Genomic DNA, 6,775 nt, shown 5'->3' on the forward strand with positions numbered 1-6,775 from the left:
TCACTCCATCGTGACTTCCTGTTGAAGCGGCAAGGGCGTATGAGGCTTCAAAAGGCCGGCCTTTGCCGGCGCTTCATTGGAAATGATCATGCCGAGACTGTATAGACCGGAATGTCTGGCGATCCTGCTGATGCTCGGGGCCAGCACCGCTGCCGCCGAGGAAGGCCTCAAGCCCAAGGGCGTCGTCGAGCTTTTCACCAGCCAGGGCTGTTCGTCCTGCCCGCCGGCCGACAAGGCGCTGGAGCAGCTTGCTCGCGAGGGCAAGGTCGTGGCGCTCTCCTACCATGTCGATTACTGGAACTATCTCGGCTGGGCGGACACGCTCGCCTCCAAGGACAATACCGACCGGCAATATGCCTATGCCCGCATGTTCGGCCGCAACGGCGTCTATACGCCTCAGGCCGTGCTGAACGGCCGCGAACACATCAACGGCGCCGACATTTCCGGCATCCGCAACCGCATGGAAACGATGCCCGCCGAGGGCAAGGGCCTCGACGTGCCCGTCGATGTCGAGGTGAAGAACGACGAGCTGCGCATCCGGGTTGGTGCGGGCGAGGGCAAGGCCAATATCCTGATCGCCTATTTCGAGCGTGAGCGCACGATCAACATCGACACCGGTGAAAACCGCGGCAAGACGATCAACTACTGGCATGCCGTCACCGACATGGAGACGATCGGCATGTGGGAAGGCAAGGAGACGAACCTCGTACTTCCCGCCGATATGCTGAAGAAGAAAAAGAAAGCCGGTGGCTGTGCCATCCTGTTGCAGCGTATGAAGACGGCGGATACGCCGGGTGCCATTCTGGGCGCGACGGTGCTGACCGGGGAAAAGGCGACCCGATAACCTCCCCTTTTTGGGGGAGATCCGGTCCGGCTTCTTCGAGGGGCTGGGGCTTGAGGGTTCGAAGGAGACGGACCGGACCGGGACGAAGCTGCCGGCAACGGAATACAGGGCAACCTCGACAGACGCTCGCCGGATCGGCCGGTTTCCGCGGGAAGCGGATGGCCGGGACAGGCTGCGACGGGCGAACTCTCTCTTTAAATTTGGGCGTCTGTTTGTCTGAAATGCGGCAGGACGGATTTTTGCGAAATCGCAAAGCCGGCACCTTGCCTTGTCCCTCAGCCTTGCATTTCATCTCCGGTCAGGCACACTGTCACCGTGCCGTCACAGAAAAGGTGCGGAGATTCGATGACTGATCAGCCGGATTTGCAGGCGTCCGATGTCGTGGTCGACCTCAGGGAATACCGGAGCAGCAAGGACCCGCTGCCCGTAACCTTCCATCGACGCGAGCTCGATGCGATCCTCTGGGTCTATGGTCGCATGGTCGGCGAGGGTGAATGGCGCGACTACGCCATCGACCATATGCGCGACAAGGCCGTCTTCTCCGTCTTTAAACGCTCCGGCGAAATGCCGCTCTACCGCATTGAGAAGGATCCGAAGCTCGCCGCCAAACAGGGCGCCTACAGCGTCGTCAACCAGCACGGCACGATCCTCAAGCGCGGCCATGAGTTGAAGCAGGTGCTGAAGGTCTTCGACAAGGTCCTGCGTCTCATCGAGACGTAACCCAGCTCACGGGCGTCGTGCCGGAGCGTCGTCATTTCTTTATCCCAAACAAAAACCCCGCCTTTTCAGGCGGGGTTTCGCATTCAGCCCTTCGGCTTCTCTACTTAGTCGCGGTTTCCGAGGAAACGCAGCAGGAAGAGGAAGAGGTTGATGAAGTCGAGGTAGAGCGTCAGCGCACCCATGATGGCCTTGCGGCCGGCCACTGTGGCGTCGTCTGCTTCGAAATACATTTCCTTGATCTTCTGCGTATCCCAGGCCGTCAGGCCGGCGAAGACCAGCACGCCGATCGCGGAGATCGCGAAGTCGAGCGCCGACGACTGCAGGAACAGGTTGACGAGCGAGGCGATGATCAGGCCGAACAGACCCATCACCAGGAACGAGCCCATCGCGGACAGGTCCCGCTTCGTCGTGTAGCCGAACAGCGACAGGGCGCCGAAGGCGGCGGCCGAGACGAAGAAGGTCTGCGCGATGCTGGCGCCCGTGTAGATCAGGAAGATCGACGACAGCGACAGGCCCATCAGGCCGGCATAGACCCAGAAGGTCGCCTGCGCGGCGGAAACGCTCATCGTGTGGATGCGGAAGCTCAGGAAGAAGACCAGCGCCAGCGGGGCGAGCATGACAACCCACTTCAGCGGGCTGAGGTAGATCGCCTGGCCGAACGCGGTCAGCTGGCCATCGGCGATCGCAGCCTGCGAGGCGAAATACGCCACGAGACCGGTGATCGCGAGACCGAAGGCCATGAGATTGTAGACCCGCAGCATGTAGCTGCGCAGGCCCTGGTCAATGACGGCGCCGGCCTGGGCGCCGGCCGTTGCCGTTCGGGTCTGGTAGTTGCGGAGATCAGCCATGTTTTCCTCTTGGTCAAAGCCCCAAATGTGTACGGTGTCGGGCACCCGCTTATTCGCTCCGTTGCCGGAACATCGTCGGGATCCAGGCAACCGCTGTGGGCTCCAGCTTGCCTGACGTAAATATGCGCATGAATTGTGTCTCGCACAAGACCCGCGACCCTGACGGGAGGCCGCAGGCCTATGATTCTACAGCTCGCGCAGCACCGGTGCTGCCTTCTGTCCCAGAATGCGCCAGGTGCCGGCAAGGCCGATCCCGACGGTCATGACGAGGGCCGTCACCACCGTCATCACGGCGACATCGGGCAGGAAGCTCGACGGCAGCTTCATGATCGTGCTCACCACGAACCACGCCGCCACACCGCCGGCCAGAAGCGCGAAGATGGCGGTGGCCAGCCCGAGCATCAGATATTCGTAGCTGAAGGCGCGGATGAGCGTCGCCCGCGTCGCGCCCAGCGTCTTCAGGACGACGGCATCGTGCACGCGCGCCCGGTTGCCGGCCGCAAGCGCACCGGCCAGCACAAGCACGGAGGCGATGAGCGCCACCGCCGCCGCCGCGCGGATGGCGGTCGCAAGCTGCCCGACCAGTTCGTTGACCACATCGAGCGCATCCTTGACGCGCACCGTGGTGATCGTCGGAAAGGCGTTGGTGACGGCTTTCAGCGTTGCGGCCTCCTGCTCGGCGCTGGCCTTGGGGTCGATCATCGTCGCCAGCCAGGCATGCGGCGCGCCGGCGAATGTGTTGGGCGAGAAGACCATGACGAAGTTGATCGACAGCGATTCCCACTCGACGGTGCGGAAATTGGCGATGCGCGCCGTGATGTTGCGGCCGAGCACGTTGACGGTCACGGTGTCGCCGATCTTCAGGCCGAGTTCCTTGCCCTCTTCGGCGGCGAAAGAGACGAGCGGTTCGCCGGTGTAATCCTCCGGCCACCATTCGCCCTCGGCGAGCGTCGAGTTTTCCGGCACGCGCTTGGCATAGGTGATGCCGCGGTCGCCGCGCAGCACCCATTGGCCGCCCTGGGGAACCTTGATCTTGGCGACATCGACGCCGTTCAGTTCCATCACGCGGCCGCGCAGCATCGGCACCTCGATGATCTTGCCGTCGGGCATGTTGCTCTTCAGCACGTCGCGGAACCCGTCGAGCTCGCTGCCCTGGATATCGACGAAGAAGAAATTCGGCGCCCGCTCCGGCAGGTTGCCGGTGAGTTCGCGGCGCAGGTTCCCATCGATCAGCGTCAGCGTGACGAGCAGCGCAAGGCCGAGGCCGAGCGACAGCACGACGGAGGCGGTGAGCGCGCCGGGCCGATGGATATTGCCGATGGCTAGGCGCAGCGACGGCGAATTGACGCGCGGGCTACGCCGCGCCAGCATCGTGATCAGCATGGCGACGACGCGCAGCACGACGAAGGCGATGGCGATCGCGCCGAGGAAGACCATGGCGATGTAGCGATCATAGGCCGTGATGATGGCAAGGCCGGCAAGCGCTGCGAGAAACAGTACCGCGCCCAAAAGATAGGGCCAGCTCGGCAGCCGGCTTTTCTGGAAACCCTGCTCGCGGAACAGCGCCGTCGCCGGCACTTCGCGGGCATGGCCGAGCGGCAGGATGGCAAACGCCAGCGCCGTCAGCAGGCCGAAGACAGCCGCGAGCAGCAAGGCTGAGGGATAGAGCGTGGTTTCCGCCGGCACCGGCAGCACGCCGTCGAGGAAGCGCATCGCGACCATCGGCATCAGCGCGCCGGCAACGAGGCCGACGGCGATGCCGACGGCGGCGATCAGCGCGATCTGCGTGAGATAGATCAGCGCCACCAGCGAGGCCGGTGCACCCAGGCACTTGAAGGTGGCGATGACAGAACGTTTGGAATCGAGATAGGCCCGCACGGCATTCGCCACGCCGACGCCGCCGACGATCAGCGCGGTGAGGCCGACCAGCGTCAGGAACTGCGAGAAGCGGGTAATGTTGGCCGTCAGCGAGGGCGCGGCGCTGTTCGACGTTCGGATCGACCAGCCGGCTTTCGGAAACGCCTTGTTGGCATCGGTGCGGACCTTGGAGAGCGAGAGGCCCTGGTCGGCAAGCCGCACGCGATAGGCGTTTTCGACGAGGCTGCCGGTCTGCACGAGGCCGCTCGCCGTCAGCGCGTCTTCCGAGAGCATGAGGCGCGGTGCAAAGCCAAACCCTTCCGAAACGGAATCAGGTTCGCGCACCAGCGTCGCGGTGATCTTGAGCTTCGCCGTGCCGAGCAGCACCTCATCACCGATAGCGACGCCGAGCCGGTCGAGCAGCAGGGGTGCTACGACCGCGCCATAGGCGTCACCCTGCTTGGCGAAGAGCTCGGCGCTCGGCCGCTGCGGCACGGTCTCCAGCGTGCCGTAAAGCGGATAGGCGCCATCGACGCCCTTGGCCTCGACCAGCGTCTGGTCCGACCCGTCGGGCAGGCGCGCCATGGAGCGCAGGCCGGAGGACAGGGAAACATCGCCCAGCGACTGGAAATGTTTCAGCTCCTCCGGCGTCGCGAAACGGTTGTTGAACTCGAACCGCACATCGCCCGCCAGCAGCGACTGCCCCTGCGAAGCGATGGCCTGGGTGATGGCGCTCGAAACCGAATTGACCCCGGCGATCGCCGCCGTGCCGAGCGCTATGCAGGCGAGGAAAATGTAAAAGCCCTTCAGCCCGCCGCGCATCTCGCGCAGCGCCAGGCGAAAGGCCAGCGGAAACTGCCGCAGGATCCCACCGATCCTCATGCCGGCACCGCCGTGGCGACGGCGCGCAGCGGCGCAGCGCCCGAAACGATCTCACCGGAGCGCATGGCGACCTGCCGGCCGCAGCGGGCGGCAAGCGAGGGATCATGTGTCACCAGCACCAGCGTCGTGCCGCGCTCGGCCTGCTTGGAAAAGAGCAGGTCGGCGATCTGCCGGCCGGTCTCGGTGTCGAGATTGCCGGTCGGCTCGTCGGCGATCAGCAGTTTCGGCGCCGGCGCGAGCGCACGGGCGATCGCCACGCGCTGCTGCTCGCCGCCCGAGAGCTGGCCGGGGTAATGCGACAGGCGCTCGCCGAGGCCGACGGCCGTCAGCTCGCGCCGGGCGATCTCGAAGGCGTCGCGCACATTGGCAAGCTCCAAGGGCACCGCGACGTTTTCCAGCGCCGTCATGTTGGGAATGAGATGGAAGGACTGGAAGACGATGCCGATGTTGCGGCCGCGGAAATCCGCCACCTGATCCTCGTTCATGCCATGCAGGCCCGCACCGTCGATGTGGATTTCGCCGCTGTCCAGCCGCTCCAGCCCGGCCAGTACCATCAGAAGCGTTGACTTGCCGGAGCCCGAGGGGCCGACGATGCCGACCGATTCACCCGCATCGATGACAAGGTCGATCCCTTTCAGCACATGGACAGAGGCGGCGGCCTGTCCGAGAGTGAGATCGGCTTTTTTCAGGTCGATGATGGTTTTGGCCAAGGAATTCTGCCCTATATGGGAGGGATAAACTGGAATACCGGCAATCTAGGATCAGCATCATGTCGTTTAAAGCGGCGCTCGGCTTTTTCATCTCACTTGCAATCACAGCTTTGTTATCCGCAGGTTCGGCCTTTGCGGAGCCGATCAAGCTCGTCGGCTTTGGCGACAGCCTGATGGCCGGCTACCAGCTGCCCGCATCCGATGCCTTTCCGGTGAAGCTGGAGGCCGCGCTGAAGGCCAAGGGTTACGACGTCGAGATCGCCAATGCCGGCGTGTCCGGCGATACCAGTTCCAGCGGTCTTGCCCGGCTCGACTGGTCGGTGCCTGATGGTACGAAGGGCGTGATCCTCGAACTCGGCGCCAATGATGCGCTGCGCGGCATCGCGCCCGAGGAGACGGAAAAGAACCTCGACGCCATGCTGACGCGGCTGAAGGAGCGCGGCATCGCCGTTCTGCTCGCCGGCATGCTCGCGCCGCCCAATATGGGCGCGGACTACGAGAAGCGCTTCAACGGCATCTACCAGCGCATGGCCGAAAAGCACGGTGTTGCGCTCTATCCGTTCTTTCTGGATGGCGTCGCCGCCCAGGCCGACCTGCAGATCGACGACGGCATGCATCCCAATCCGGCCGGTGTCGATGTGATGGTCGCGAAGATCCTGCCGACGGCGGAGGCCTTTCTCAAGGCGGTCACGGCCGGGGAATAGTTTTTGCGGGTGCGAAATAAGGGTTGCCTAAAAAGGCGCCGCATGATTCGCTGACACTACTTTCCAGTCAGGAGAAGTCGCCATGCCGAGACTTTTCGTTGCCCTCGAAGTGCCGCGCACCGCGGCGATGAGCCTCTCGCTTCTGAGAGGCGGCCTTCCCGGAGCCCGCTGGATCGACGTCGAGAATTTCCACATCACCTTGCGTTTCAT

6 protein-coding genes and 1 pseudogene are annotated in these 6,775 nt (G+C 63.8%); 4 read left to right on the top strand and 3 right to left on the bottom strand.

Annotation, left to right across the window (positions count from 1 at the left end; genetic code table 11):
* The first annotated feature begins 130 nt into the window (after window positions 1-130).
* Complete coding sequence (locus tag ACOZK4_RS02120; protein ID WP_421590174.1) at window positions 131-844, top strand: DUF1223 domain-containing protein; 714 nt, start codon at window positions 131-133, stop codon at window positions 842-844.
* A 345-nt stretch (window positions 845-1,189) separates the two neighbouring features.
* Window positions 1,190-1,564, top strand: coding sequence for a DUF2794 domain-containing protein (locus ACOZK4_RS02125; protein ID WP_313527503.1), 375 nt, complete (start codon window positions 1,190-1,192; stop codon window positions 1,562-1,564).
* A 104-nt stretch (window positions 1,565-1,668) separates the two neighbouring features.
* Here the strand turns inward: ACOZK4_RS02125 and ACOZK4_RS02130 are convergent, their stop codons facing one another.
* From ACOZK4_RS02130 to ACOZK4_RS02140, 3 genes are all read right to left on the bottom strand, one after another.
* Window positions 1,669-2,412, bottom strand: a complete 744-nt coding sequence (locus tag ACOZK4_RS02130) for a Bax inhibitor-1/YccA family protein (RefSeq protein WP_313527505.1) — start codon at window positions 2,410-2,412, stop codon at window positions 1,669-1,671.
* Between the two features lie 186 nt (window positions 2,413-2,598).
* Window positions 2,599-5,151, bottom strand: coding sequence for an ABC transporter permease (locus ACOZK4_RS02135; RefSeq protein WP_421590146.1), 2,553 nt, complete (start codon window positions 5,149-5,151; stop codon window positions 2,599-2,601).
* Window positions 5,148-5,861: an ABC transporter ATP-binding protein gene (locus ACOZK4_RS02140; protein ID WP_421590148.1), complete on the bottom strand. Its 714-nt coding sequence runs from the start codon at window positions 5,859-5,861 to the stop codon at window positions 5,148-5,150. The genes ACOZK4_RS02135 and ACOZK4_RS02140 overlap by 4 nt, the downstream gene beginning before the upstream one ends.
* Window positions 5,862-5,920: 59 nt before the next feature.
* Between ACOZK4_RS02140 and ACOZK4_RS02145 the strand changes: the two genes are divergently transcribed.
* Window positions 5,921-6,565 (top strand): arylesterase, encoded by a 645-nt coding sequence (locus ACOZK4_RS02145; RefSeq protein ID WP_421590149.1) that lies wholly within the window; start codon window positions 5,921-5,923, stop codon window positions 6,563-6,565.
* A gap of 82 nt (window positions 6,566-6,647) precedes the next feature.
* Window positions 6,648-6,775: pseudogene (locus ACOZK4_RS02150) on the top strand (RNA 2',3'-cyclic phosphodiesterase); the annotation flags it as partial.

This window comes from Shinella sp. M27, assembly GCF_049199905.1.
GTDB lineage: Bacteria > Pseudomonadota > Alphaproteobacteria > Rhizobiales > Rhizobiaceae > Shinella.